The following is a 24,900-nucleotide window of genomic DNA, read 5'->3' on the forward strand; positions in this document are numbered from 1 at the left end:
CTCCCCCATCGGAGATCGACAATCGCTGATCCGAGCGGCACCCTACCCGGCGGTATGCCCGCGGGTCAGCCTGCGGCGACGCCAGAACACGAGGGGCAGCGCCCCGGCTACACCGAGTGCTCCGGGGACCGCCGCCGAGGCGGCCGCGTTCAGCCCGGGCTGGTCGAACGTCTTCGGCACCGGAAGCGTCGCCCAGCGGTTGATGGGCCACGCCACGACCACGGCCCGTCCGACCACCTCGTCCGTGGAAACCGTGCCCTGGCCGGGAAGCTCCTGGTGGTAACGGGAGTCCAGCGAATTCTGCCGGTGGTCCCCCATCACCCAGATCCGGCCCTCGGGCACATGGATCGGCCCGAACGGCTCGTCGTCGCAGGCGCTGTTGCCCTCGAAGATGAACGACTTGTCGTCCAGCGCCTTGCCGTTGACCGTCACCGGGCCGTTCTTCTTGCACTGGACCGTGTCGCCGCCGACGGCCACGACCCTCTTGATCAGGTCCTTCTCCTCTGCGGACGGCATCAGTCCGATGAAGCTCAGGAACTTCTGCACCGCGTTGGGCTCGGGCGTCGCGGTGTCCTCCAGCCAGCCGCCCGGGTCGTGGAAGACCACGACCTCTCCACGCTCAGGCTCCGAACCGAACCAAGGGGTCAGCTTGTCGACCAGCACCCGGTCACCCCGCTGCAGGGTGTTCTGCATGGAGTCCGAGGGGATCGAGAAGGCCTGTACCAGGAACGTCTTGATCAACAGCGCGAGAACGAGCGCGATGCCGATGAGGAGCGGCAGCTCCTTCCAGAACGAACGGGGTTTCTTCACCGCCGAACTGCCACCGCCCGGGGACGTGCCGTCACTCTCCGCCTCCACCGGGACCCCGTCGCTCGAAGGCCGGTCCTCGGGTTCGTCGTGTCCGGATCGTGCGCCGACCGCCAAATCCCCCACATCCACTCCTCACTCCGTGCCACCGCCCGCGCCCGATTCGGCGCAGGCCCACCACTCCCATAACGAGCGGGAGTTCCGCAGGGGTCGGGAGCAGGACCATTCCGTTGCGATCCTGGGAGGACACACTATTCGACGGGGCCTTCGCAGCGGTCGCTCCGGCGCCCCCCTCAGGAACGGAGGCATACGTTCCGGGCTCTTCCAGCCTGCGCCAATGGCCGAAGGGCCAGGCGATCACCACGGCCCGGCCCACCACCTCGTCCTCGGAGACAGTGCCGTTCCCCGGCTTGTCGAGATGGAATCGCGAGTCTGCGGAATTCGACCGGTGGTCGCCCATCACGAAGATGCGGCCCTCGGGAACCTTTACCTCGAATTTGAGGGTGGAGGGCACGTCGCCGGGATTCAGGTACGGCTCGTCGAGCCCCACGCCGTTGACCGTGATCCTGCCGTCGGCGCCGCAGCACTTCACGGTGTCGCCTCCGACGGCCACCACGCGCTTGATCAGGTCCTGCTCGTCCTCCGAGGGCAGCAGTCCGATGAAGGTCAGCAGTTCCTTGACCTGTTTGACGCCGGCGGGCGGTTCCTCGGCGGCTGCGGCCTCCTGCTGCAGCCAGCCGCCCGGGTCCTTGAAGACGACCACGTCACCGCGCTGCGGTTCGGAGCCGAACCAGGGCGTCAGCTTGTCCACCAGCACCCGGTCGCCGATCCGGATGGTCTGCTCCATCGACCCGGAGGGGATCACGAAGGCCTGGACGAGGAAGGTCTTGAGTACGAGCGCGATCAGCAGCGCGACCAGGACGAGGAGGGGTATCTCCTTGATCGCGGACCGGCGCCGGCGGCGTTTCACCTTACGGGCCAGCTTGCGGCGCTCCGCCCGCGTGGGCAGTGAGCGGCCGGTGGCGGGCCCCGGTCCGGTGGGCAGCGGCGCGCCGTTGTCCGGCACTCCCCGCCCGCGCCCCCTGTTACCCATGAGCCGCGTCCGCCGGCCGTATGCCCGTGAAGGCGTCGGTGCCCTCCAGGGAGCCGAGTCTGCCGAGCGGCCAGCCGAGCCAGTCGACCCGCCCTGTCACCCGCTCCACGGGCACCATGCCGCCCCCCGGCTCCCCCAGGTGGTCCCGGGAGTCCCGCGAGTTGCTGCGGTGGTCGCCCATCACCCACAGCCTGCCGTCGGGCACGACGATGTCGAAGGAGACGTCGGACGGGCGATCACCCGGGTACAGGTACTCCTCGTCCACCGGAGCGCCGTTCACCTCGAGCCTCCCCCGCTTGTCGCAGCAGACCACACGGTCGCCCCCCACGCCCACCACCCGCTTCACGAAGTCGGACCCGGCGGGTTCGGCCAGTCCCAGGGACGCGGCCGCACCGTGCAGCAGCACACCGAGGGCGTTCCCGCCGGACGCGGTCTCCTGTACGAAGGACCCGGTGCCGTCGAAGACCACCACGTCGCCGCGCCGGGGCTCCGAGCCGAAACGGTACGCCAGTTTGTTGACGAGGACCCGGTCCCCGACGCGCAGCGTGGGCTGCATCGAGCCACTGGGGATGAGGAAGGGCTGCAGCACGAAGGCGCTGAAGAGCAGCAGGGCGACCGTGCAGAGCATGCCCAGGAAGACGGTCCGCCCCCAGGTGACCGACCCGGCCGGCCGGTCCCGGACATGCGTGGAGCGCGACCCCTCCTCCGCCCCTTCTGCGGGGCCGGAGGAGAGATCGCGCTCCATGTGCTGTGCTTCCGTGTCCATCGGGGCCGAATCCTATCCGGCCGCGCTGTGGACGCCGGAGGTGAATCAGCGGTCGCGCTTCTCCTTGATCTTCGCGGCCTTGCCGCGGAGCTCACGGAGGAAGTACAGCTTGGCGCGACGGACGTCACCGCGGGTGACGAGCTCGATCTTCTCGAAGATCGGGCTGTGCACCGGGAAGGTGCGCTCGACGCCGACGCTGAAGGAGACCTTGCGGACCGTGAAGGTCTCGCTGATGCCCGAGCCCTGGCGACGGATGACAATGCCCTTGAACTGCTGGATACGGGAGCGGTTGCCCTCGATCACGCGCACGTGGACGTTGACCGTGTCACCCGGGCGGAACGCCGGGAGGTCGGTACGGAGCGAGGCGGCGTTGACGCCATCGAGCAGGGAAGTCATGTTGTCTGCTTTCTTCGCCGATGCCACAGGTCATCGACGGGAGAGAGTGAAGTTCGGATGCTGATCACATCGGGCGGGCGTCTTTCCCCCTGTGGCAGGGGCGCACGCCGGACGTACAGCGGGCCTATTCTTCCACGGCCTCGGGCCTGCGCCAAAATCGCCCGTCGGGCCCCGGGGACCAGCCGAGGATGGAGAGCATCTCGCGGTCCTTCTTGTCGAAACCCGAGGCCTCGCAACGCTCGATCAGGTCGGGCCTGTTGGCAGCGGTACGGCGGAAGGCCTCGTCCCGGCGCCAGCGCGCGATCCGGCCGTGGTGGCCGCTCAGCAGCACCTCGGGGATACCGCGTCCGCGCCACTCGGGGGGCTTCGTGTAGACCGGCCCCTCGAGCAGGTCGGCCATGGCCCCGGGCGCGAAGGAGTCGTCGCGGTGCGACTCGGCGTTGCCGAGCACCCCGGGCAGCAGCCGGGCCACGGCCTCGGTGATCACCAGGACCGCGGCTTCCCCGCCCGCGAGGACGTAGTCCCCGATGGACACCTCGATGACCGGCATCCGGGTCGCGTACTCGTCCATCACCCTGCGGTCGATGCCCTCGTAGCGGGCGGGGGTGAAGATCAGCCACGGCCGTTCCGAGAGCCCGACGGCCAGTTCCTGGGTGAAGGGCCTGCCGCTGGGCGTGGGCACCACGAGCACCGGGGAGTGCGCCCCGGCCTCGTACCCGCCGGCCAGCACATCATCCAGGGCGTCACCCCAGGGCTCCGTCTTCATGACCATGCCGGGGCCGCCGCCGTAAGGGGTGTCGTCCACCGTGTTGTGCCGGTCGTACGTCCAGTCGCGCAGGTCGTGGACGTGTACGTCGAGGCGTCCCCGGGTGCGCGCCTTGCCGACGAGCGAGACGTTCAGGGGTTCCAGGTACTCGGGAAAGATCGTGACGACGTCGAGCCGCATCACGCGTCGCCCTTCCCGCCGTCGTCCGCCGCGCCCCTCTCGGAGCCGTCCTCGTCGCGGGTGGAGACGTCCTCGTCGCGGGGGGCGTCCTCGTCGCGCGCGGAGGCGATCACGGCCTCGCTCTCGTCGATCAGACCCGGCGGCGGCGTGATGACGGCCCGCTGCTCCTCCAGGTCGATCTCGGTGACGATCTCCTCGACGAACGGGATCATCACCTCGCTGCCGTCCGGCCGTTCCACGATGAACAGGTCCTGCGACGGCAGGTGCGTGATCTCGGTGATGCGGCCGATCTCCGTGCCGTCGGTGAGGACGACGTCGAGGTCCATCAGCTGGTGGTCGTAGAACTCCTCGGGATCCTCGGGCAGTTCCGCCGGGTCGACCTCGGCGATCAGCAGGATGTTGCGCAGCGCCTCGGCGGCCGTACGGTCGCGCACGCCCTCGAACCGCAGCAGCAGCCTGCCGCTGTGCACCCGGCCGGTCTCGATCGTCAGCGGCCCGGCATGGGCGGGCTCCGTGGCCAGTACGGCCCCGGGCCCGAGCCGGAGCTCGGGCTCGTCGGTGCGCACCTCGACGGTGACCTCGCCCTTGATGCCATGGGCGCGACCGATCCGCGCAACTACCAACTGCACGCTACTTCTCCCGGTGTTCTCTTACTGAGGTGTACGGACGACCTGAGGTGTACGGACGACAAAGGCCGGGGACGGCTCGAAAGCCCTCCCCGGCCCCGGCCGGTGTTCAACTCTTTCAGCGAACCTGGTCCACATCGACGAGGTCGACACGGATTCCACGGCCGCCGATGGCACCCACGACGGTACGCAGGGCGCGTGCGGTGCGGCCGTTGCGGCCGATCACCTTGCCGAGGTCGTCGGGGTGAACCCGGACCTCGAGAACGCGTCCACGGCGCAGGTCACGCGAGGCGACCTGCACATCGTCGGGGTTGTCGACGATGCCCTTCACGAGGTGCTCAAGAGCCTCCTCGAGCATGCTCAGGCCTCGGTCGACTCGGTGGACGCGGCAGCGTCAGCCGCCTCGTCCGCCTTCTTGTCCGACTTCTTGGCCTTCTGGGTGATGGCCTCACCCTTGGCCTCGTCGCCGTCCGTGGCCAGGGCCTCGAACAGGGCGCGCTTGTCAGCCTTGGGCTCCGGCTGCAGCAGCGGCGCGGGGGCCGGGAGGCCCTTGTGGGCCTGCCAGTCACCGGTGAGCTTCAGGATCGCGAGGACCGGCTCGGTCGGCTGGGCGCCGACGGACAGCCAGTACTGCGCGCGCTCCGAGTTGACCTCGATGCGGGACGGGTTCTGCACCGGGTGGTACAGACCGATCTCCTCGATGGCCCGGCCGTCACGGCGGACGCGGGAGTCGGCGACGATGATGCGGTAGTGAGGCGAACGGATCTTGCCCAGACGCTTCAGCTTGATCTTGACTGCCACGGAAGTGGTGTCTCCTGGTCTCTGACGTGGTTGGGCACAAAAGATGCCACGTGGGGTTGCGGTACTCGGGTGCCCGATGGACGCGTCAGCCGGAGGAGAGAGGGGTCCTGTGCGACTGTCGAGTACAGCGACCCATTGTGCCACACCGCGTCGGGTCACCCCACCGCGACCGCCGCTTCCGGGATACGGAAGGGCTTGCCGCAGCCACCGCAGACGATCGGGGCCTGCGCGAGGACGGAGGGAACGACACGGACGTTGCGCCCGCAGTCACAGACGGCCTTGACCCGCACCCCTCCCCCGGACGAGCCGTGCCGCGCGGCGGGACCGCGGAACGAGCGCTTGGTGTCCGCCGCGGTGGCCACGGTGTGCGCCTTGAGCGCCCGCTGCAGCCGTTCGGTCGTCGGGCGGTATCTGCGTTTGGCCTCGGGATTCAGCGTCACCAGCGAGAATCCGCTGCTGGGGTGGGGTTCCTCGGCGTGATCGAGGCCCAGCTCCTCGGCGATCGCGAGGAAGCGTCGGTTGTGGTAGCGGCCGGCCCGGGAGGTGTCCCGGACACCTCTCGCGGCAGCGATGCCGTGGACTGCCTCATGGAGCAGTCGTTCGAAGGAGAGCTCGGCGCCACAGGCGGACGAGGACTCTCCGATCAGGGACTCTGGCGCGGCTAGATCGGGCAGCTCGGGGTGGTACCGCTGAATGTCGGCCCACGCCTGTGCCAGCTCTGCGGCAAGTACAGGTGGTGTCGTGCTCACGTCGTGACAACGAGCCTGAGTGCTCCGGTGTTCCTATTCCGGGGCATCTCAAATAATTTGCACGTACCAGTCAGTTGCCCTTGATGCGTCCGGACGAGGGCGGGTGCGCAGATCAGCGGAGAAGCCTCACAGCTCGCACCAAGCCGGTACGTAGCAACGCGTACGCACCGGCGTGGACGGACGCCCCGCGGGTGACAGTACCCGGCACGGAGCGGCGGCCGCACACCGGTCGTGACCGGCGGCCGGGGCGCTCGACGTGCTGCGCCCCGCGTGTCGGGTAAGACTGTGAGGAAGCGAGCAGCAGGCGTGCTGTTCCCGGCGCCCGCGTCCGCAAAGGCGCGCCCGGGGGCGCACGGCCGGAGCACGCGAGCAAAGCCATCCCACCCCGTCCCACCTCTGGACGGGACCGCCGATGCGGAGTTCTCTGACATACGGGGGCTGTGGGCGCACACACACAGCACATAGACATGGGGGACCTCACTCGGGCACGACCGACCTCACGGCGGATTGGGGCGCATTCCATGACACCTACGCTCGTCCGGCACCACAGGTACGCGGATTCGTCCGCCCCGGTGGACGCCGGTACCCGCGCCCGTGACTGGGCCGAGATCCAGGAGCGCATGCTGGCACCGCTCTACGAGGCGGTGTACGAGCGCCTCGAAGTCGGAGGCGGTACGCGGATGCTCTCCCTCGGCTGCGGTTCCGGGCTTGCGCTGCTGATCGCGGCCTCACGCGGGGCACGCGTCACCGGCGTCGACTCCGACCACGAACGGCTCGCCCTGGCCCGCGAGCGCCTCGCCTCCGGCCCGGGGCAGGACGCGGGCCGTACGGAGCCGCGGGCGCGGCTCGTCGACAGCGTTCCGGCGGCCGTCCCCGACGGCGGCGCGCCGTACAACCTGCTGACCGCCTTCCAGCCGATCGGCTGCGCGGCCGGGGACTCCGAGGGGCTCGCGCCCGCTCTCGCCTCCGCCGTACCGCTGGCCGTGCGGGGGGCCACGGTGGTGCTGGCCGGCTGGGGGCCGCCGGAGCGGTGCGCCACGGCTCCGGTGCTGAGGGTGGCGGCCCGGCTCACGGAGTCGGCGCGCGCCCCGCGCTCCGGGAGCGGCTGGCGGCCCGCGCTCCGGGACGACCTGGAGGAGGTGGCGGCGCGGGCCGGGCTCAAGCCGGACGGCTCGGGCCGGGTGTCCTGCCCGTTCGGTTACGCGGACGTGGACAGCGCGGTGCGCGGGCTGCTGTCGACCGGGCTGTTCGACACGGCCATACGGGCGACGGACCGCACCCAGGTGGAGAAGGAGGTCGCGGAGGCCCTGCATCCGCATCTGCGGCCCGACGGCACGGTGTGGATGCCGAACGTCTTCCGCTACCTGGTGTGCGTGTCGTAACGGTCGTCAGGGACAGCGAAGGGGCGCCCCGCCGGGCGGGGCGCCCCTTCGTCCGTGTTCCTGGCCGGTCAGCCCATGAACTTCTTGAACTCGTCCGGGAGTTCGAAGTTCTTGTCCTCCTGCGCGGGCAGACCCAGCGCGCCACCCTGCGCCGCCTGCTCGCGGCGGGCCGCCGCGGCCTGCTCCTCGGCCTTGCGCTTCATCGGGTTGCCGCTCTTACGCTTGCCCTTGGCCTGCTTGACCTGCTTCTTCTGACGGCCGGGGCCGCCGCCCATGCCGGGCATCCCCGGCATCCCGGGCATGCCACCGCCCTGCGCCATCTTCGACATCATCTTGCGGGCCTCGAAGAACCGCTCGACGAGGCCCTTGACGGCGGAGACCTCGGAACCCGAGCCCTTGGCGATGCGGGCGCGGCGCGATCCGTTGATGATCGTCGGCTCGGCGCGTTCCTTCGGGGTCATCGACTTGATGATCGCGGCCATGCGGTCGACGTCACGCTCGTCGATGTTGTTGATCTGTTCCTTGATCTGCCCCATGCCGGGCAGCATCCCGAGCAGCTTGGAGATGGAGCCCATCTTCCTGACCTGCTCCATCTGCGCCAGGAAGTCGTCGAGCGTGAAGTCCTTGCCCTTGCTCGACGCCAGCTTGGAGGCCATTTTGGCGGCCTCTTCCTGGCTGAAGGTCTTCTCCGCCTGCTCGATCAGGGTGAGCAGGTCACCCATGTCGAGGATGCGGGACGCCATGCGGTCGGGGTGGAAGGCGTCGAAGTCCTCGAGCTTCTCACCGTTCGACGCGAACATGATCTGCTTGCCCGTGACGTGGGCGATCGACAGGGCGGCACCACCGCGGGCGTCACCGTCGAGCTTGGAGAGCACCACGCCGTCGAAGCCGACGCCGTCGCGGAAGGCCTCGGCGGTGTTGACCGCGTCCTGGCCGATCATCGCGTCGACGACGAAGAGGATCTCGTCGGGGCTGACGGCGTCGCGGATGTCCGCGGCCTGCCGCATCAGTTCCTCGTCGATGCCGAGGCGGCCGGCGGTGTCGACGATCACGATGTCGTGGACCTTGGCCTTGGCGAACTCGATCGAGTCCTTGGCGACCTTGACCGGGTCCCCCACACCGTTGCCCGGCTCCGGCGCGTACACCGCGACGCCCGCGCGGTCGGCGACGACGCTGAGCTGGTTGACGGCGTTGGGGCGCTGGAGGTCACAGGCGACGAGCAGCGGGGAGTGGCCCTGGCTCTTGAGCCAGAGACCGAGCTTTCCGGCGAGGGTGGTCTTACCGGCACCCTGCAGACCCGCGAGCATGATCACGGTGGGCGGGTTCTTGGCGAACCGCAGCCGCCGCGTCTCGCCGCCGAGGATGCCGACGAGCTCCTCGTTGACGATCTTGACGACCTGCTGGGCCGGGTTCAGCGCCTGGGAGACCTCGGCGCCGCGCGCCCGCTCCTTGATGTTGGCGATGAACGCGCGGACCACGGGGAGGGCGACGTCGGCTTCGAGCAGGGCGATACGGATCTCGCGAGCCGTGGCGTCGATGTCCGCCTCGGACAAGCGGCCCTTGCCCCTGAGGTTCTTGAAAGTCGCGCTAAGGCGGTCGGAGAGAGTATCGAACACGGCGCTCGTCGGTCCTCAGGGTCGGGGGCGTGGCAGGTCAGTCGCTCTCCAGGGTATCCGGACCCCGGAGAACGCAAAGCCCTCGCCCGTTTCTCGTGACGAACGGGCCCGGGGCGGGGGGCTCAGCCCAGCTCCTTCTCGACCTCCCCGGCCACCTCGGCGGCCCGCTCCGGAGCCAGCGGCTCACCGTCGCCGTCCGTGACGTAGAAGGCGTCCACGGCGTTCGCTCCGAGCGTGGAGACATGGGCGCTGCGCACCCGTACCGCGCTGCGCTCCAGGGCCCGGCCGATCCGGTGCAGCAGCCCGGGGGCGTCCTGGGCGCGGACCTCGATCACGGTGGCCAGGCGGGAGCCCGCCGCCGCCACGGAGACCCTGGGGGGCGGGGCCTTCACCCCGCGCCTGCGTGGATAGGCGGCCTCGCGTTCGGCGAGCCTCGCCCGGATGTCCAGGGAGCCGTCCAGGGCGCGTACGAGGTCGGCGCGCAGCCGGGTGGCCTGCGGGAGCGAGCCGTACTCGGCGGCGACCCGCCAGCTGAGTACCAGCAGTCCGGCGGTCTCGCCCATCTCGGTGGGGAGCTCGACGGCGCGCAGGTCGGCGGCGCGCACGGTGAGGCGGTGCAGCGCGAGCACTCCGGCTGCGGCGGGCAGGACGCCGGGGCGGTCGGGCAGGGCGATGAGGAGTTCGACGCCGACGGGTTCCGGTCCGCCGTCCTCGGGGGCCGGCTCGGGCCGGGTGTGCAGGGACAGGACGGGCCCGCCGGTGCGCAGCGCCTCGACGGCGAGGCGTTCCTGTTCGGCGCTGGGGGCGAGCGGCTCCGGTGCGGGTGGCTCTTCGCCGGCCAGGAGCGCCGCGACGCGTTTGACCAGGTCGGCGACGAGGGAGGCCCGCCAGGAGCTCCAGGCGGCGGGCCCGGTGGCCAGGGCGTCGGCCTCGGTGAGCGCGTGGAGGAGTTCCAGGGTGGAGGCGCTGCCGACGGCCGTGGCGACGGAGCGGACGGTCGCGGGGTCGTCGAGGTCGCGCCGGGTGGCGGTGTCGACGAGCAGCAGGTGGTGGCGCACGAGGGTGGCGACGACGCCCACGTCCTGCTGGTCGAAGCCGATACGGGCGGCCATGTCGCGGGCGATGACCTCGCCCGCGACGGAGTGGTCCCCCGGCCAGCCCTTGCCGATGTCGTGGAGCAGGGCGGCGATCAGCAGGAGGTCGGGACGGCCGACGCGTCGGGTGAGGTGGGAGGCGCGGACGGCCGTCTCGACGAGATGGCGGTCGACGGTCCAGGTGTGGACGGGGTTGCGCTGCGGCCGGCAGTGGACCCGCTCCCAGTCGGGCAGCAGGCGGGTGATGATGCCTTCCGATTCGAGGGCTTCCCACACCTCCACGGTCGGTTCGCCGGCACCGAGCAGGGTGACGAGCTCCTCGCGGGCCTCGGCGGGCCAGGGCACGGGCAGCGGCTGGGCGGCGGTGCCCAGATGGCGTACGAGGTGGCGGGAGAGCGGCAGTCCGGCCTCGGCGGCAGCGGCGGCGGCCCTGAGCGTGAGCAGGGGGTCGCGTTCGGGGCGGGCGGTGCGCGCGAGGACCACTTCGCCGTCGGCCTCGACGACGCCCTCGGCGAGCGGGGTGCGTTCCGGTGCGGCCTTGGCGCCGCCGAGGATCGTGCGCAGCCGGGGCCGGGCGGAGCGTGCGCGCAGGACGCGGTTGACCTCGCGCCAGGTGACGTCGGTGGCGTACGAGACGGTCCTGGCGGCCTCGTACACCTGGCGCAGGAGGGCGTCGGCGTCGAGGAGGCCGAGGGCGTCGGCGACCTGGTCCTGTTCCTGGAGGGCGAGGCGGTCGGTGGCCCGGCCGGTGGTGAGGTGGAGCGCGTCGCGCGCGTCGAGGAGCGTGCGCCGGGCCTCCGCGAGCCCTTCCCGGGGCGCGTCCGCGACCCATGACGCGGCGACGGCACGCAGGGCGGTGGCGTCGCGGAGGCCGCCGCGGGCCTCCTTGAGGTCGGGTTCCAGGAGGAACTGGAGCTCACCCATGCGTTCGGCCCGCTCGCGGCAGAGTTCGTCGAGGGCGGGGAGGCGCTTGGAGGCCTGGTTGCGCCAGTCGGCGAGGATCGCGGTCCGCAGTCCGGCGACGAGGCCGAGGTCTCCGGCGACGGGGCGCGCGTCGAGCAGTCCGAGCTGGACCTTGAGGTCCTCCCCCGCGGTCCTGCGGGCTTCGCCGGGCGTGCGTACGGAGTGGTCGAGGGCGAGGCCGAGGTCCCAGACGGGGTACCAGATGCCGTCGGCGAGCGCGGCGACCGCTGCGGAGTCGGCGGTGCCGTCGTGCAGGAGCAGGAGGTCGAGGTCGCTGCGCGGGGAGAGCTCGCCGCGCCCGTATCCGCCGACGGCGACGAGGGCGGCGCCCCGGACACCAGCGCGCTCGGCGGACGCGGTGAAGAGCCCGGTGAGCCAGTCGTCGGTGAGCCGGGCCAGGGCCGCACGGCGCGGCGGCCCGGACCGCGTCCTCCCCTTGAGAAGACGCAGCCGGGCCGCCGCGTAGCCGCTGGGTCCCGAGTCCTCGGATTCGGTGGTCACTTCGGTGCTCGTCACCCGGCTGCCTTTCCGTTCACAGGGACCGTGGGTCAGAGGGCGTCCGGGCCGCGTTCGCCGGTCCGTACGCGGATCGCGGTCTCGACCGGGACGCTCCAGACCTTGCCGTCACCGATCTTGCCCGTCCGGGCGGCCTTGACGACCACGTCGATGAGCTGTTCGGCGTCCTCGTCCTCGACGAGGACCTCGATACGGATCTTCGGGACGAGGTCGACGGTGTACTCGGCACCGCGGTAGACCTCGGTGTGTCCGCGCTGGCGCCCGTAACCGCTGGCCTCCGTGACCGTGAGGCCCTGGACGCCGAAGGCCTGGAGTGCCTCCTTGATCTCGTCCAGCCTGTGCGGCTTCACGACTGCGGTGATGAGCTTCATGCGTCCACCTTCTTGTTCGTCGGGGCTGCCGGGGTGCCGGGGGCCGGTCCCGTGGTGCGCTGTGCCGCGCCGCCGCCGGCGCCGCTGAAGTCGTATGCGGTCTCGGCGTGCTCGACCTGGTCGATGCCGGAGATCTCGTCGTCCTCGGAGACGCGCATCCCGATCGTCCTGTCCAGGATGAGGGCGAGGACCGCGGAGACGACCAGGGAGTAGGCGAGGACCGCGAAGACTCCGACGGCCTGCTTGCCGAGCTGGTCGGGTCCGCCGCCGTAGAAGAGGCCCTTGGCGTCGGACTGCACACCGCCGGTGGCGAAGAAGCCGACGAGGAGGGAGCCGAGGATACCGCCGACGAGGTGGACGCCGACGACGTCCAGCGAGTCGTCGTAACCGAACCTGTACTTGAGGCCGACGGCCATGGCGCACAGGACACCGGCGATGATGCCGATCGCGATGGCGCCGAGCGGGCTGACCGCACCGCCCGCGGGGGTGATCGCGACGAGGCCCGCGACGGCGCCGGACGCGGCGCCCAGGGTGGTGAAGGAGCCGTGGCGGATCTTCTCGTAGGCGAGCCAGCCGAGGACCGCCGCACCCGTGGCGACCTGCGTGTTGACGAACATGACGGCACCGACACCGTCGTCGTTGCCGAGCCATGAGCCGGCGTTGAAGCCGAACCAGCCGAACCACAGGAGGGCGGCACCGAGCATGACGAGCGGCAGGCTGTGCGGCCGCATCGGGTCCTTCTTGAAGCCGACCCGCTTGCCGATGACGAGGATCACGCCGAGGGCCGCCGCACCCGCGTTGATGTGGACGGCCGTACCGCCGGCGAAGTCGATGACGCCCAGCTCGAAGAGCCAGCCGCCCGCGCCCCACACCCAGTGGGCGACGGGGAAGTAGACGACGGTGACCCAGAGCGTGATGAAGAGGGCCCAGGAGGTGAACTTGACCCGGTCGGCGAGGGCGCCGCTGATGAGGGCCGGGGTGAGCACGGCGAACATCAGCTGGAAGACCGCGAAGACGTAGGTCGGGATGGTGTAGCCGTCCCAGAGCTCGGTCACACCGATTCCGCTGAGGCCGACGAAGTCCGAGCTCCAGCCGATGACGGAGCCGACGTCGGTGCCGAAGGCGAGGCTGAATCCGTAGAGCACCCAGAGGACCGTGACGATCCCGAGGCTGATGAAGCTCATCATCAGCATGTTCAGGGTGCTCTTGACGCGGACCATGCCTCCGTAGAAGAAGGCCAGACCCGGGGTCATGAGCATCACCAGCGCGGAGCAGATGAGCATGAACCCTGTGTTGGCGGCAGACAGCTCCGGGGCGTCTGCGGCAAGCGTCGTGATGCCTGGGGGCATCGGCGTCTCCTCGTCGTCGGTGCGGCCACGTGCGGGGGTGCGGGACCACGGTGAAAAGGTGCGGGCCGGTTATGCGCCATGAGATTCGCGCAGCGCGGTTTCCACGGATGCCGCACGATGTTTCACCGCAGTGACGGCTGGGCCCCGCGTGTTACGTACCGATGAACCAGGGGTGTCGGGCCCGGTGTGCTGCCTACCATGCTGCCTGCGCCGCATACGGAGCGGCCGGGAACGTGAACCGGCCACGACGGGTCCCCGCTGACCGGGCAATGGGGGAGCCGGGTCGGGTGGTGCGGGGGCGGCCGTCGTGGCCGGTGGCAGGAGTGCCGGTCAGACCGCTTCGGCGGTCTCCGGGAGCTGCTCGGTGAGCAGGTCGGTGAGCCGGGCGACCTCGGGAATGTCACCGAAGTCCCTGGCAGCGGTGTCGACGGTCTTACGGAGCCTGGTGTTGACGCGCTCCGACCTGACCTTCTTGGCGATCTTCAGGGCCCTGGTGGCCAGGACCGTCGACTCCTCCGGCTCGCGCTTGAGGAGGTGCACGGTGGCCATGCCGATCAGATTGAGCGCGTAGGACCGCTGGTGCTCGTCGTCCTCGCCGAAGAGCTCGACGGCACGGGTCATGACGGGCTCGGCGAGCGAGGCGTAGGTGGGGCTGCGACCGGCGACATAGGCGAGGTCCCGGTAGGAGTGGGCGTTCTCTCCGTGGAGTTCGGCGTCGGAGAAGAAGCGGATCCAGTCGGGCTCGGGCTCGTCGTCGAGTACGGCGTCGGCGAAGGTGTCCTCGGCCATCCGGACCGCCCGCTTGCACTTGCTCGGCTGGCCCATGTTGGCGTAGGCGCGTGCCTCCATCGCATACAGCATGGCCTGGGTCCGGGCGGTGGCGCAGTCACGACTGCCGTACTGGGCGAGGTGGATGAGTTCGAGTGCGTCGTCGGGCCGGCCGAGGTGGATCATCTGGCGGCTCATGCTGGAGAGGATGTACGAACCCAGCGGCTTGTCACCGGCCTCCTTCGAGGCGTGCAGGGCGAGCACGAAGTACTTCTGGGCGGTGGGCTGGAGGCCCACGTCGTAGCTCATCCAGCCCGCGAGCTCGGCCAGTTCGGCCGCGCAGCGGAACAGACGCCTGGCGGTGGCCTGGGGCTGCGGCTCCTGCAGCAGGTCGGTGACTTCGTGGAGCTGGCCGACGACGGCCTTGCGGCGCAGCCCGCCGCCGCACTGGGCGTCCCACTGACGGAACATCGCCGTGGTGGATTCCAGCAGGTCGAGCTCGGGGCCTGAGAGGCGTGAAGGGCGGCTCTCCGCTGTCGGCAGCTCGGGCTCCGGCTGCCCCTGGCGGATGACTGGCACCAGCCAGCGCTGCATGGGCTCGATGAGGGTGGGTCCGGCGGCCAGCGCGAGGGAGCTGCCGAGGAAGCCGCGCCGGGCGAGCATGAGGTCGCTGCGGGAGAACTCGCTGAGCAGTGCGACCGTCTGGGGCCCGGCCCAGGGAAGGTCGACGCCCGCCACCGAGGGCGCCTGGTGGGCGGCGCGCAGTCCGAGGTCCTCCACGGAGATGACGGTGCCGAAGCGCTCGGAGAAGAGCTCGGAGAGGATGCGCGGGATCGGCTCGCGGGGCTGCTCGCCGTCGAGCCAGCGGCGCACCCGGGACGTGTCGGTGCTGATGTGGTGGGCACCGAGCTGGCGGGCACGCCGGTTCACCTGGCGGGCGAGCTCGCCCTTCGACCAGCCGCTCCGCACGAACCACGATCCCAATGGCCCGTTGGGGCGCTTTCCGGCATTCGTCTCGCCTGCGCCGCTGCCACTCACTGGAACGCCCCCATCCCGCTGAAACCTGTCGCGCGAACCTCTATCAGAATGCCGCGCCCCGGTGCTGCCCGTACGCCCGTTGCGCCCCATCGAACAGATCGGCGAATTGCCATCGGCATACTCAACTGCAGATGCAATTGCAGCTTCGAGTACCCACGGTAATCCCACGATCACCGCTGCGGCGAGGGCCGTTGCGGAAACGCCACCATTCGCCACCCCTTCGGATGAACCCGTTCGGCGCGGTCCGCGATTCACTTGACAGGCCGCGATCAGCAGCGAGCGGAGTGAAGCATTCAGGGGCGCGCGGTGCACCTCGCGCACCCTCGTGACGCGACCCCCGCGCTCCGGCGGATCGGCGGCGACGGAGGACGTCCGGTGCTCCGGGTCGTAACCACCGGTGAGTCGGACCCGTTGGAGGGGGCATGGGCTTCACGATCGGCGGCATCCGGGAGATGCGGTCCGGCACGCGGCGGCGCGGGCGTACGGCCGGGGCGACCGCGGTGGCCGAGTACACAGGACTCTGGGGCTGGGCGGTGGCTCCGGGCGCGCGTGCCGCGGCGGGCGTCTGCTCCTGCGGCGACCCCGCGTGCGCCGCCCCCGGCGCGCATCCGCTGGACTTCGCCCGCGAGGTGCCGCCGGGCGCCACCCTGGGGACGGCCTCGGACGCCTGGGCCGAGGTGCCGGGCGCCTCGATGCTGCTCCCCGTCGGCCGTTCCTTCGACGTCCTCGATGTTCCCGAGGCGGCGGGCAGGCGCGCGCTGGTGCGGATGGAGCGGATGGGACTGCCCCTGGGCCCGGTGTCGGTGACACCGACCGGCCGTACACAGTTCTTCGTCGCGCCGGGGGCGGCGGCGGGACTTCCCGGGCTGCTCTACCGGATGGGCTGGGACGACGCGGTTCTGGACCTGCGCGCCCTGGGCCGTGGCGCGTACGTCACCGCTCCCCCGTCGGACCTCGGCGGCCTCGGCCCGGTCCGCTGGCTGCGCCCGCCGGTGCCGGACACGGCCGCCGCTCCCCCGCAGGCCCGGCTGCTGCTGGGCACGCTCGCGTACATATGCCACCGGTGGTGAACGCCGAAGGGCGGTGAACCCCTCCCGGGGCCCACCGCCCTTCGCGCGTACGCGGGGGTACGGCCGGTCAGTCGCCGATCAGCGCGTCGACGAAGGCGCCCGGCTCGAACGGGGCGAGGTCGTCCGGACCCTCGCCGAGACCGATGAGCTTCACGGGGACACCCAGCTCACGCTGGACGGCGATCACGATGCCGCCCTTGGCGGTGCCGTCCAGCTTGGTGAGCACGATGCCGGTGATGTCGACCACCTCGGCGAAGACCCGCGCCTGGACGAGGCCGTTCTGTCCGGTCGTGGCGTCGAGGACGAGCAGGATCTCGTCGAGCGGGCCGTGCTTCTCGACGACCCGCTTGACCTTGCCGAGCTCGTCCATGAGGCCGGTCTTGGTGTGCAGCCGGCCCGCGGTGTCGATGAGCACCACGTCGGCACCCTCGGCGATGCCCTCCTTCACCGCGTCGAAGGCGATCGACGCCGGGTCACCGCCCTCGGGGCCGCGCACCGTACGGGCACCGACGCGCTCGCCCCAGGTCTGGAGCTGGTCGGCGGCGGCGGCGCGGAAGGTGTCCGCGGCGCCGAGCACGACGCTCCGGCCGTCGGCGACCAGCACCCGTGCGAGCTTGCCCGTGGTGGTCGTCTTGCCGGTGCCGTTGACCCCGACGACCATCACGACGCCGGGCGTCGCCTCGCCGCCCTCGGTCTTCACCGCGCGGTCGAAGCCGGGACCCAGCAGGGTGACGAGTTCTTCGCGCAGCAGGGTGCGCAGTTCGTCGGGCGTACGGGTGCCGAGGACACGGACCCGCTCGCGGAGCCGCTCCACCAGCTCCTGGGTGGGAGCGACGCCGACATCGGCGGTGAGGAGGGTGTCCTCGATCTCCTCCCAGGTGTCCTCGTCGAGGTTGTCGCGGGACAGGAGCGTGAGGAGCCCCTTGCCCAGGGAGTTCTGCGAACGGGCGAGCCGGGCGCGGAGCCGCACCAGGCGGCCCGCGGTGGGCTCGGGGACTTCGAGCTCGGGAACCTCCGGCTCGATGACGACGGGAGCTTCCTCGACGGGAGTCCCGGCGCCGGGGAGACCGACCTCCTCGATGGTGCGCCGCGCTTCGTCGCGCGGCGTCTCGGCCTCCTCGCCGACGCGGGGCTCGGCGGGAGGAGTGAGGGTCGGCGTGCTCGACGGCGCCGAGGGCGGCAGCTGCTTCTTCTTGCGGCTGCTGACCACGAGCCCGGTGATCAGGCCGACCGCGACCAGTGCGATGACTACAGCAAGGATGACGATTTCCATAACGCGTCCAGTATCGGCCACGGCCGCGGTCCGGCGCGGCCCTGGAGGGCGCCGGGTGTCGACCGCATGGCCGGTATGCCACGTTTGGGCGTAAAGGTACGCTGCTGCCCGTGGAGAACCGCGGCCTGGATCCCGTCCCCGATGACGAGCGCACCGGCCGGGTCCGGGCCCTCTTCCCCACCTGGGTGACGGCGAACATGACGGTACTGCTGCTGACCGTGGGGGCAGGGCTCACCGTCTTCAACGGGCTGAATCTCTGGCAGGTGCTGGCCGTGGCGGTGGCGGCCCCCGTTCTCTCGTTCGGGCTGGTCGGCCTCGTGTCGATCGCGGGCAAACGCGGCGGGGCGCCCGGCATGGCACTGTCCAGGGCGGTTTTCGGGCAGCGCGGCAATCTCTTCCCCGGAGCCCTGCTGTGGGTCGCCCGCTGGGGATGGGAGACCGTGAACGCCGTCACCGGCTCCTACGCCCTCCTGGCCGTACTCGATCTGTTGTTCGGCATCCGGCGTACCCACGCGCTGGTTCTGGTCGTCCTGACGGCCTTCGTCGCAGCGGGCTTCCTCGTCTCGGCGCTCGGGATCAGAGCGCTCCGGGTGGCCTCCTGGGTCTCCGTCCGGCTCTTCGGAGCGGCGAGCCTCCTGGTCCTGGTCCATCTGATCGGCTCGACCCCGTGGCGGACCGTCCTGGACCGGCCGCCGGGCCCGGCGGCGATGATGATCGCGGGGATGGGCACTCTGGCCGCCGGGGGCATCAGCTGGGTCCCCTCCGCCCCGGACTTCGCCCGCTACCTGCCGCGCTCCGCGTCCGGCCGGGCGATGGTCGGCGCGACCGTGGGCGGGGCGCTGGTCACGGTGGCGCCGCTGGTGATGATGGGCGCGGTGATGGCGGTGAGCTCACCGGACCTGGCCGTCACCAAGGATCCCGTGGCGTTCATCGGCGAGCTGCTGCCGAAGTGGCTCTCGGTGCCCTGTCTCCTGACCGCCGTCGTCGGCATGGTGCTGATCAACGCGATGTCGATGTACTCCGCCGGATTCACCGCGCAGACCCTCGGGTTCGCGGTGCCCCGCGCCTGGGCCGTGGGGGTGAACGCGGCGATCAGCCTGCTGCTGGGCGGGGCCCTGATGATGGTGGCGACGAGTTTCGTCGACACCTTCCTCTCGTTCCTGACCCTGCTGGGTGTGACCTTCTCCGCCTGGGCCGGGGTCTTCGGCGTCGATCTGCTGCGTGGCCGTACGTACGACGCCGAGGCCCTCATGGACACCACTCCGGGCAGCGGTTACTGGTACGCCGGGGGATTCGGCCGGCAGGCCATGGGTGCCTGGGGAGCGGCGCTGGTGACCGGGCTGCTGTTCACCGATGTCGAGTGGTTCGCCGGCCCGCTCGCCGGCTGCTGGATCGGGCGTCACGGCCTGGGCTGGGCGGCCACGATCCTCGTCGCGGCGGGGGTGTACGCGGCGCTGCCGCGCCCGGCTGGGGGGACGGACGGCGCGCCCACTCGGTCCTGACGCCGTATCGGCGGACTGCGCCCGGCAGTCGGCGGCACTCCCCGGCGCTCCCGGCAGTTCCCGGCGCTTCCCGCGGTTCCCGCACTTCCCGGCACGACAGAACGCTGCCCCGGGCCGGCATGGGCCGGACCGGGGCAGCGGGGTCGAGGAGAGGGGCAGCGGGGATCAGCCCATCTCCTCCAGCGCCTTGCCCTTGGTCTCCTTCACGAACTTGAGCACGAAGGGGATGGAGAGCACGGCGAAGCAGGTGTAGATGATGTAGGTGCCCGACAGGTTCCAGTCGGCCAGGCTCGGGAAGCTCGCGGTGATGGCCCAGTTGGCGATCCACTGCGCGGAGGCGGCGACACCGAGTGCGGCGGCGCGGAGCCGGTTCGGGAACATCTCGCCGAGGAAGACCCAGACCACGACACCCCATGACAGGGCGAAGAAGAGCACGAAGACGTGGGCCGCGACCAGTGCCACGACGCCCTGGGTACTCGGCAGCTTGCCGTCCACGAGATCCGCGGAGAACGCCCACGCCTCGAACGCCAGGGCGATGGCCATACCGGTGGAGCCGATGAGCGCGAGCGGCCGACGGCCCACCCGGTCCACCAGGATCATGGCGATCACCGTGCCGATGATGTTGATGATCGATGTGGTGAAGGAGTAGAAGAACGAGCCGGACGGGTCGATGCCGACGGACTGCCACAGCGTCGCCGAGTAGTAGAACGCCACGTTGATGCCGACGAGCTGCTGGAAGACCGACAGACCGATACCGACCCAGACGATCGGCAGGAAGCCGAAGCGGCTTCCGAGCAGGTCGCTGAACTTCGACTTGTGCTCACGGCGCATGGCCGTCTCGATCTCGTTCACACGCGCGTCGAGATCGACGTTCTTGCCCTCCACCTCTTCGAGGATCTTCCGGGCCCGGTCCCTCTTCCCGACGGAGATCAGGAAGCGCGGCGACTCGGGGATCGCGAAGGACAGCAGCCCGTACAGGATCGCCGGCACGACCATCACGCCGAGCATCCACTGCCATGCCTCGAAGCCGCCGATCTTGCCGCGCTGGTCACCGTCGGCGAGTTGCAGGATGCCGTAGTTGACCAGCTGGGAGATGGCGATGCCGATGACGATGGCCGCCTGCTGGAAGGAGCCGAGGCGGCCGCGGTAGGCGGGCGGTGAGACCTCGGCGATGTAGGCCGGGCCGATGACGGAGGCCATGCCGATCGCGAAGCCGCCGATGACCCGCCACATGGCGAGGTCCCAGAGGGCGAACGGCAGCGCTGAGCCGACGGCGCTGATGGTGAAGAGGACCGCCGCGATCTGCATGCAGCGGATGCGCCCGATCCGGTCGGCGATCCGCCCCGCCGTCGCCGCGCCGATCGCACAGCCGATCAGCGCGATCGCGATCACCTGTGCGAGCGTTCCCGACCCGATGTCGTAGCGGTGCCGGATTGCCTCGACGGCACCGTTGATCACGGAGCTGTCGTAGCCGAAGAGGAAGCCGCCCATCGCTGCGGCTGCGGTGATGAAGATGACATGGCCGAGGTGGTCCGGGTGGGCCTCCCGGGCTCCGGACTCCGGTCCGCGCGCTGTGCTGGTCACATGAACTCCTGGTACCTGGCCGCAACGTCAGGTGTGGGGGGTGAGCCCTCCTAGTGGCGCACAACTTTCAGCTGACCACCACTTGAAGGTAAAAACAACATTGCTGAGGTTATGTGTTCAAGTCTCGAAGTCAAGACTCGGGTCCGAGTGAAGCGATGCCTCACGAGTACCCAGAAGTGTCCAGAAGGTGCGTTGAAGTGTCGAAGATTCGGTGAAGGGGGTGTGACCACCCGTCAGCCGATGTACGAAGGGCTCAGCGAAGCCGCTGGCTGATCACCTTGGAGACTCCGTCGCCCTGCATCGAGACCCCGTACAGCGCGTCGGCGACCTCCATCGTCCGCTTCTGGTGCGTGATGACGATGAGCTGGGAGCTCTCCTGGAGCTCCACCATGATCCGGATCAGCCGCTGCAGATTGGTGTCGTCGAGGGCCGCCTCCACCTCGTCCATGACGTAGAACGGGCTCGGCCTGGCCTTGAAGATGGAGACCAGCAGGGCAACGGCCGTAAGGGATCGCTCGCCGCCGGACAGCAGGGAGAGCCGCTTGACCTTCTTGCCGGGCGGCCTGGCCTCGACGTCGAGACCGGTCGTCAGCATGTTGTCCGGGTCGGTGAGGATGAGACGGCCCTCACCACCGGGGAAGAGCCGGGAGAAGACGCCTTCGAACTCGCGTGCGGTATCCCGGAACGCCTCCGTGAACACCTGCTCGACCCGCTCGTCGACCTCCTTGATCACCTGCATCAGATCGGCCCGGGTCTTCTTCAGGTCTTCGAGCTGCTCGGAGAGGAACTTGTGCCGCTCCTCCAGCGCCGAGAACTCCTCCAGGGCGAGCGGATTCACCTTCCCGAGTTGCTGATACGCCCGTTCGGCCGCCTTCAGCCGCTTCTCCTGCTCGGCCCGGACGAACGGCTTCGGCTGGTTGCGCGGGTCCTCCGGATCCGCCGGGAGCTCCTCGCCCTCGGCGGCGGGCGACGGCGGCACCGGCTGTTCCGGACCGTACTCGGCGGCCAGGCCGGCGGGCTCGACGCCGAACTCCTCCAGCGCCCTGGCCTCCACCTGCTCTATGCGCAGCCGCTTCTCCGCCCCGAGCACCTCGCCCCGGTGCACCGAGTCGGTGAGCCGGTCCAGCTCGCTCTTGAGGTCGCGGCCGCGGCCGCGTTCGGCCGCCAGGTCCCGCTCACGCTCGGCCTTCGCCGCCTCGGCGCGGGTCCGTTCCTCGTCCGCCCGTACGACCGAGACCTCGACATGGGCGAGCAGTTGCCGCGCGCCCGAAGCCACGGCGGAGGCCACGGCCGCCTCGTGGCGCAGCCGGGCACGGCGCTGCTCGGCACGGGTGCGCGCCTCGCGCTCGGCCCGGGCCCCGCGGTCGAGGGCGTCGGCCCGTCCGGCGAGCGCCTTGACCCGCTCCTCATGCGTACGGGCCTGGAGGCGGGCCTCCATCTCGGTCTGGCGTGCGTTGGCCCCGTCGGCGGCGAGGCGGTCGCGTACGGAGGTGTCGGGCTCCTCCTCGACCGGGGTCTCCTCCGCGACCAGCAGCCGTTCCGCCAGCTCCTCGGCCTCCTCGGTGGCACGCTCAAGCGCTTCCTGGGCCCGGGCGGCGGACGCGGTCATCCGCTCGGCCTCTCCCACGGCGCCACGCGCCTGCCCGGCCAGCCGTCCGAGCTGCTGTGCCACCCCCGACTTCTCCCGCTCGGCGGCCCGGCGCCGGTCACCCAGCTCCTCCACCCGGGCGGCGGCCTCGCCGCGCCGTGCGGCCTCGGCGCGCTGGGCCGAGGCGAGTTCCTGGCAGCGCACGGCGAGCTCGGCGAGCTCGGCTGCCGCCTCGTCGACGGACGCCTGGACCTCCAGCAGGCTGGGTGCCGCGGCGGATCCACCGTGGGCGAAGTGGGAGCCCAGCACATCGCCCTCGGCGGTGACGGCGGTCAGCCCGGGGTGGGCGGCGACCAGTTCCTCGGCGTCCTCCAGGGTGCCGACGACGACCATGTCACGCACCAGCCGCCGCACGGCCGCCACCAGTTCGGCGGGCCCCCGCACCAGGCTCGCGACGGCGGGCGCGGGGGGTCCCCCGGTGGTGACGGCCGGGCCTGCCGGTGCCGCGCCGGAGACCGTGACGGCCGGGGAGTCCTGCTCCGCGCCGGAGACCCTGACGGCCGGAGAATCCTGCTCCGGCCCGGAGAGCGTGACGGCCGGAGAATCCTGCTCCAGCCCTGTGGTCTGACCGGGCACCTGTCCCGCGGGGCCGTCGAAGGGATCCGGCGCCGGCTCCGTACCCTGCGCGGGCACCTGTCCGCCCGCCGCTCCGCCCGTCACCAGCGCCGCGCGCCCCGCGTCCTGCTTACGCAGCAGGCGGATCGCGTCCGCCGCCGTTGCCGGACCCGTCACAGCGACGGCGTCGGCGGCCGCGCCCAGGGCGGCGGCCACCGCGACCTCGTGACCCGGGGCCACCGTGAGCAGCTCCGCGACCGGTCCGAGCAGTCCGGTGAGCCGGTCCCCGGCACCGAGCAGCGCCCCGGTGCCGTCCTTGCGGCGGAGGCCCAGCGACAGTGCCTCGTGCCGGGCGGAGACCGCCGCGCGGCTGCGTTCCGCCGCGGTGACCGCCTCGCGCGCCGCGCTCAGGGCCGCCTCCGCCCCGGTGAGTTCCCGTCTGGCGGCCTCGTGCTGCTCCGCCAGCTCGGCATCGTCCGCGTCCAGCCCCTCGACCTCGGCCTTGAGCTGCTCGTACTCCTCCTGGGCGGCGACCGCTCGCTCCTGCGCCTCGTCCCGCGACGCGGCCAGCCGGTCGATCTCGGCCTGCGCCGAACCCGCCCGGCTGCGGGCGGCATTGACCTGGCCGGTGAGCCGGGCGAGCCCTTCGCGCCGGTCGGCGATGGCCCGGGCCGCGTCCCGGAGCCTGCGCTCCTCGGCGGCCAACTCCCGCTCCAGTTCGGCGCGGTGGGCGGTGGTGTCCTCCAGGGCGTGCTCGGCCGCTTCGAGCGCGGCCTCCAGCTCCGCCTCCTGCTCACGGATCCGGGCGGCTTCACGCTCCATGTCCTCGGGGTCCCGGCCCCGCCGCTCCTCCTCCGGTGCGGCGGTGGCGCTCTTCACCCGGGCGTCGGCGAGCGAGATCGTGCCCCGCACGCGTTCGGCCAGCTGGGAGAGTTCGTACCAGGTCTGCTGGGCCCGCTGCAGCCGCGGCGCGAGCCGGCGCACCTCGTCCTCCAGGTCCGCCTCGCGGGCCAGTGCCGTCCTGAGGTCGGCCTCAGCAGCCTCCCGGCGCTGCTTGAGGGCCGCTTCGTCGGCGATCTCGCCACGCAGCGCCTCCCTCAGCCGCACCAGGTCGTCGGCGAGCAGACGCAGCCGGGCGTCCCGCAGATCGGCCTGGATGACAGCGGCCCGGCGGGCCACGGCTGCCTGCCGGCCCAGCGGTTTGAGCTGGCGCCGGAGTTCGTCGGTGAGGTCCTGGACGCGGGCGAGGTTGGCTCCCATCGCCTCCAGCTTCCGCAGCGCCTTCTCCTTGCGTTTACGGTGCTTGAGCACACCCGCCGCCTCCTCGATGAAGGCGCGGCGCCCCGTCGGATCGGCGTGCAGGACCGAGTCCAGACGGCCCTGGCCGACGATGACGTGCATCTCGCGGCCGATACCGGAGTCCGAGAGGAGTTCCTGGATGTCGAGCAGCCGGCAGGTGTCGCCATTGATCTGGTATTCGCTGCCGCCGTTGCGGAACATGATCCGGGTGATCGTCACCTCGGCGTACTCGATGGGCAGCGCGCCGTCGCTATTGTCGATGGTCAGCGACACTTCCGCGCGGCCGAGAGGCGGCCTTCCCGTGGTGCCGGCGAAGATCACGTCTTCCATCTTGCCGCCGCGCAGGGATTTGGCTCCCTGCTCCCCCATGACCCAGGAAAGGGCGTCCACCACATTGGATTTGCCCGACCCGTTGGGTCCGACGACACAGGTGATCCCCGGTTCGAAGCGCAGAGTGGTGGCGGAGGCGAACGATTTGAAACCACGGAGGGTCAGGGCCTTGAGGTGCACGCCGCCGGACTCTACCTTTCGCTCTCGGTTTCGCTGATGAAGGTGCAGGGCACATCAGACGGTAAGCGAAGAGCGACAGGCCGATAACGGCCCGGGGGGAAAGAAAGAAGGGACGCCGGAGCGTCCCTTGTGAATCCTGCACGGTGCTGCTGTGCAGTGGTCCGAGCACAGTCCTGCG

Annotated in this window: 20 protein-coding genes; 3 read left to right on the plus strand and 17 right to left on the minus strand. The window is 70.8% G+C overall.

The features are described from left to right. Window positions 1-42 precede the first annotated feature (42 nt). The 9 genes from lepB (AB0P41_RS26225) to AB0P41_RS26265 form a co-directional block, all read right to left on the minus strand. A complete protein-coding gene (gene lepB / locus AB0P41_RS26225; protein ID WP_356713753.1) occupies window positions 43-924 on the minus strand; it encodes a signal peptidase I in 882 nt (293 codons plus the stop codon). Beyond that, window positions 842-1,900, minus strand: a complete 1,059-nt coding sequence (lepB, locus tag AB0P41_RS26230; RefSeq protein ID WP_356713599.1) for a signal peptidase I — start codon at window positions 1,898-1,900, stop codon at window positions 842-844. The genes lepB (AB0P41_RS26225) and lepB (AB0P41_RS26230) overlap by 83 nt, the downstream gene beginning before the upstream one ends. Further along, complete coding sequence (gene lepB / locus AB0P41_RS26235) at window positions 1,893-2,666, minus strand: signal peptidase I (protein WP_365934489.1); 774 nt, start codon at window positions 2,664-2,666, stop codon at window positions 1,893-1,895. Before lepB (AB0P41_RS26235) ends, lepB (AB0P41_RS26230) begins: the two co-directional genes overlap by 8 nt. Before the next feature lie 45 nt (window positions 2,667-2,711). Next, window positions 2,712-3,062, minus strand: coding sequence for a 50S ribosomal protein L19 (gene rplS, locus AB0P41_RS26240; protein WP_033304056.1), 351 nt, complete (start codon window positions 3,060-3,062; stop codon window positions 2,712-2,714). Window positions 3,063-3,186: 124 nt separating this feature from the next. Continuing rightward, complete coding sequence (trmD, locus tag AB0P41_RS26245) at window positions 3,187-4,008, minus strand: tRNA (guanosine(37)-N1)-methyltransferase TrmD (protein ID WP_356713752.1); 822 nt, start codon at window positions 4,006-4,008, stop codon at window positions 3,187-3,189. Continuing rightward, the gene (gene rimM, locus AB0P41_RS26250; RefSeq protein WP_356713595.1) at window positions 4,008-4,637 is read right to left on the minus strand and encodes a ribosome maturation factor RimM; all 630 of its coding nucleotides are present in this window, start codon (window positions 4,635-4,637) and stop codon (window positions 4,008-4,010) included. The genes trmD and rimM overlap by 1 nt, the downstream gene beginning before the upstream one ends. Before the next feature lie 115 nt (window positions 4,638-4,752). Next, window positions 4,753-4,992: an RNA-binding protein gene (locus AB0P41_RS26255; RefSeq protein WP_014153811.1), complete on the minus strand. Its 240-nt coding sequence runs from the start codon at window positions 4,990-4,992 to the stop codon at window positions 4,753-4,755. A 2-nt stretch (window positions 4,993-4,994) separates the two neighbouring features. Continuing rightward, window positions 4,995-5,435 carry a 30S ribosomal protein S16 gene (rpsP, locus tag AB0P41_RS26260; RefSeq protein WP_356713593.1) on the minus strand — a complete coding sequence of 147 codons (441 nt, stop codon included), beginning with the start codon at window positions 5,433-5,435 and terminating at the stop codon, window positions 4,995-4,997. Between the two features lie 155 nt (window positions 5,436-5,590). Next, the gene (locus AB0P41_RS26265; RefSeq protein ID WP_003965961.1) at window positions 5,591-6,184 is read right to left on the minus strand and encodes a hypothetical protein; all 594 of its coding nucleotides are present in this window, start codon (window positions 6,182-6,184) and stop codon (window positions 5,591-5,593) included. 521 nt (window positions 6,185-6,705) lie between these two features. Between AB0P41_RS26265 and AB0P41_RS26270 the strand changes: the two genes are divergently transcribed. Further along, window positions 6,706-7,566 carry a methyltransferase domain-containing protein gene (locus tag AB0P41_RS26270; protein ID WP_365934492.1) on the plus strand — a complete coding sequence of 287 codons (861 nt, stop codon included), beginning with the start codon at window positions 6,706-6,708 and terminating at the stop codon, window positions 7,564-7,566. A 68-nt stretch (window positions 7,567-7,634) separates the two neighbouring features. Here AB0P41_RS26270 and ffh read toward each other — a convergent pair whose 3' ends face one another. The 5 genes from ffh to AB0P41_RS26295 all read right to left on the minus strand — a co-directional run bounded on the left by ffh (window position 7,635) and on the right by AB0P41_RS26295 (window position 15,281). After that, on the minus strand, window positions 7,635-9,182 hold the full coding sequence (ffh, locus tag AB0P41_RS26275; protein WP_356713588.1) for a signal recognition particle protein: 1,548 nt from the start codon (window positions 9,180-9,182) through the stop codon (window positions 7,635-7,637). A 122-nt stretch (window positions 9,183-9,304) separates the two neighbouring features. Continuing rightward, entirely contained in the window at window positions 9,305-11,755 is a 2,451-nt protein-coding gene (locus AB0P41_RS26280; RefSeq protein WP_365934494.1) for a [protein-PII] uridylyltransferase, read from the minus strand. A gap of 32 nt (window positions 11,756-11,787) precedes the next feature. After that, a complete protein-coding gene (locus tag AB0P41_RS26285; protein WP_014048583.1) occupies window positions 11,788-12,126 on the minus strand; it encodes a P-II family nitrogen regulator in 339 nt (112 codons plus the stop codon). Then, window positions 12,123-13,475: an ammonium transporter gene (locus AB0P41_RS26290; protein WP_365934496.1), complete on the minus strand. Its 1,353-nt coding sequence runs from the start codon at window positions 13,473-13,475 to the stop codon at window positions 12,123-12,125. Before AB0P41_RS26290 ends, AB0P41_RS26285 begins: the two co-directional genes overlap by 4 nt. 330 nt (window positions 13,476-13,805) lie before the next feature. After that, a complete protein-coding gene (locus AB0P41_RS26295; RefSeq protein ID WP_365934498.1) occupies window positions 13,806-15,281 on the minus strand; it encodes a hypothetical protein in 1,476 nt (491 codons plus the stop codon). 422 nt (window positions 15,282-15,703) lie between these two features. Between AB0P41_RS26295 and AB0P41_RS26300 the strand changes: the two genes are divergently transcribed. Continuing rightward, the gene (locus tag AB0P41_RS26300; RefSeq protein WP_356713580.1) at window positions 15,704-16,351 is read left to right on the plus strand and encodes a bifunctional DNA primase/polymerase; all 648 of its coding nucleotides are present in this window, start codon (window positions 15,704-15,706) and stop codon (window positions 16,349-16,351) included. Between the two features lie 67 nt (window positions 16,352-16,418). Here AB0P41_RS26300 and ftsY read toward each other — a convergent pair whose 3' ends face one another. Beyond that, the gene (ftsY, locus tag AB0P41_RS26305) at window positions 16,419-17,624 is read right to left on the minus strand and encodes a signal recognition particle-docking protein FtsY (RefSeq protein ID WP_356713578.1); all 1,206 of its coding nucleotides are present in this window, start codon (window positions 17,622-17,624) and stop codon (window positions 16,419-16,421) included. 110 nt (window positions 17,625-17,734) lie between these two features. On the opposite strand from ftsY, the gene AB0P41_RS26310 reads away from it, so the two are divergent. Further along, a complete protein-coding gene (locus tag AB0P41_RS26310) occupies window positions 17,735-19,126 on the plus strand; it encodes a cytosine permease (protein WP_365934500.1) in 1,392 nt (463 codons plus the stop codon). Window positions 19,127-19,291: 165 nt separating this feature from the next. Here the strand turns inward: AB0P41_RS26310 and AB0P41_RS26315 are convergent, their stop codons facing one another. Both AB0P41_RS26315 and AB0P41_RS26320 read right to left on the minus strand, forming a co-directional pair. After that, window positions 19,292-20,710 carry a sugar porter family MFS transporter gene (locus AB0P41_RS26315; protein WP_356713574.1) on the minus strand — a complete coding sequence of 473 codons (1,419 nt, stop codon included), beginning with the start codon at window positions 20,708-20,710 and terminating at the stop codon, window positions 19,292-19,294. Window positions 20,711-20,963: 253 nt separating this feature from the next. Continuing rightward, a complete protein-coding gene (locus tag AB0P41_RS26320) occupies window positions 20,964-24,722 on the minus strand; it encodes an AAA family ATPase (protein WP_365934503.1) in 3,759 nt (1,252 codons plus the stop codon). Window positions 24,723-24,900: the final 178 nt, after the last annotated feature.

The sequence above is a fragment of the Streptomyces sp. NPDC079167 genome (assembly GCF_040686735.1).
GTDB lineage: Bacteria > Actinomycetota > Actinomycetes > Streptomycetales > Streptomycetaceae > Streptomyces.